This is a genomic window from Streptomyces sp. NPDC055078, assembly GCF_053607985.1.
Map to the genome: position 1 here is coordinate 1 of NZ_JBSGUP010000962.1, position 2,244 is coordinate 2,244.

Here is a 2,244-nt window from a genome sequence, read left to right on the forward strand (position 1 = left end):
GGGCAGGTCCGCGCCCGTCGTCACCCGGACGCCGGTACCCACCGCGCCGACGCCGCGCGGTGGTGTTCCACTGGCTCCGATGACCGGGTCCGGCGCATGGGCGTTTCCGGTGGCCCGGCTCCCCAGGCCCCGGTCATGACCGGGAGGAGGAGGCAGCTCCCGTGACTACCGCGATTGTGGGCACCGGCAACATCGGCTCGCGCCTGGCGGCGAATCTGACGGACGGCGGCGAGGAGATCCTCGTCGCGGGCCATCGGCTCGCCGCCGCGCGGGAACTGGCGGACCGGCTCGGGGACCGGGCGACGGCCGTCTCTGTGGACGAGGCCGTGGACCGGGCGGATGTCCTGGTCCTCGCCGTCTGGTTCGAGACGATCAAGGAACTCGTCGCCCAGTACGGCGACCGGCTCATCGGCAAGATCGTCGTCGACCCCTCGAACCCCATCGCCGTCGACGACAAGGGCGGATTCGTCAAGACGCTCCCCGAGGACCAGTCGTCGGGCACCGTGATCGCCGCCCTGCTGCCGGACGGCGCCCGCCTGGTCAAGGCGTTCGGCACCCTCACGGCGGGAACCCTCACCGCCGCCGCCAACCGTTCCCCGGACCGCGCGGTGGGCTTCTACGCGACCGACGACGACCCTGCGGGCGACGTGGTGGCGGGCCTCATCCGGGCGGGCGGCTTCGACCCGCTCAAGGTGGGCGGCATCGACCGGTCCATCCGCATCGAGGTCTTCGGCGACCTCCATGAATCCAGCCTCGGGACGATCCCGTCCGCCGAAGAGGCCGCCGAACTGGTGTAACGGTCATGCGGCCCGCGCGTACGGGACGGTCGCGCGCGCCCGTGCACGGGGGCCGACCCACCCGTACGGGCCCCGAGGGCTGATCAGACAGGACTTCGTCGACGGGACCGTCGAGGCCCAGGGCCTCGACGGCCGGGATGGGTGACCTGCCCGTGGAACCGGGCGCGATCTGTCCATGGAACCGGGCGCGCTTCTGTACGGTGGTCCGCCATGGAATCATCGGCCGCCGAGACGGGTAACCCCAGACGGGTAACCCGGGACGGGGGCCGATGGGTGTGAGCGCCGACTGGGAGTGGGACGACACCTTGTTCGCGGGCACCGCCCGCTACTACCGGCGCGGCAGGATGCCGTACGCGCCAGGGCTGGCCGACGCGCTCGCCGAGGTTCTGCGGCTCGACGGGCGCGGCCGGCTCCTCGATGTGGGATGCGGACCCGGCACCCTCGCCCTGAGCCTGGCGCACCTGTTCAGCGAGACTGTCGGCGTGGACCCGGACGCCGGGATGATCGCCGAAGCCGTCCGGCTGGCCGCCGAGTCCCCAGCGGCCGGGAGGACTCGGTGGGTACGGGCCAGAGCCGAGGAACTGCCCGCGGGGCTCGGGACGTTCACCGTCGCGACCTTCGGCCAGTCCTTCCACTGGATGGACCGCGGCCTGGTGGCGGCGACCGTCCGGGACCTGCTCCGGCCAGGCGGGGCGCTGGTGCATATCTCCGACGAGAAGCACGAGGCGGGCGAGAAGCACGAGGCGGGCGAGAAGTACGACGCGGGCGGGGCGGCCGGGCGGACGGAGTCACGAGCGGTCGACGGCCTTCCGCATCAGGCTCCGTATCCGTATCCGGCTTCGCATCCGCCCCCGTATCCGGCGGTGCCGTATCCGGCCGTGGACGACCTGGTCAAGCGGTATCTGGGACCCGTCAGGCGAGCCGGGCGCGGGGTGCTGCCGAACGGCACACCCGGCGGAGAGTCGGCCGTGTTCACCCGGGCCGGTTTCCTGGGGCCCGAGCGTCTCCTCGTACCCGCCGGGCAGGTGTGGGAACGCACCTGTGACGACGTCGTCGCGTGGGCGTTCTCGCTGTCGTCCTCGGCTCCGCATCTGTTCGGTGCCCGCCGCGACGACTTCGAGGCGGATCTGCGCCGGCTGTTGCGCGAGACATCCCCGTCGGGCCGGTTCGCCGAACGCCGGCCGGGCACCGAGGCCGTCGTCTGGCGGAAGGCCCCCGCCGACCGCTGACCCCTGCGCCACGAAGCGGCGACCGGGCCGGATGGCCGCTGACCGAGCGCGCTGGTTGGCCACTCGGGCCACCTCACGCCCGGTCGGTAGCATCCGTACGTATGGATGCGTTCCTGCCGTTCGTGATTCTGTTGGGCGCCCTCGCCGCGGTGATGGGTTTCTTCACCTGGCTGGCCGCACGTATCCGCCGCCGGGGTCTCGCGGGCGGGGCCATGAGC

Annotated in this window: 1 protein-coding gene and 1 pseudogene; both read left to right on the forward strand. The window is 72.5% G+C overall.

The annotated features are described in order from the left end of the window. Nucleotides 1–149 precede the first annotated feature (149 nt). Nucleotides 150–797 (forward strand): annotated as a pseudogene (locus tag ACWF94_RS39140) (NADPH-dependent F420 reductase); the annotation flags it as partial. Nucleotides 798–1,066: 269 nt separating this feature from the next. Beyond that, nucleotides 1,067–2,026, forward strand: coding sequence for a class I SAM-dependent methyltransferase (locus ACWF94_RS39145; RefSeq protein ID WP_453499850.1), 960 nt, complete (start codon nt 1,067–1,069; stop codon nt 2,024–2,026). The last annotated feature ends 218 nt before the right edge of the window (nt 2,027–2,244 follow it).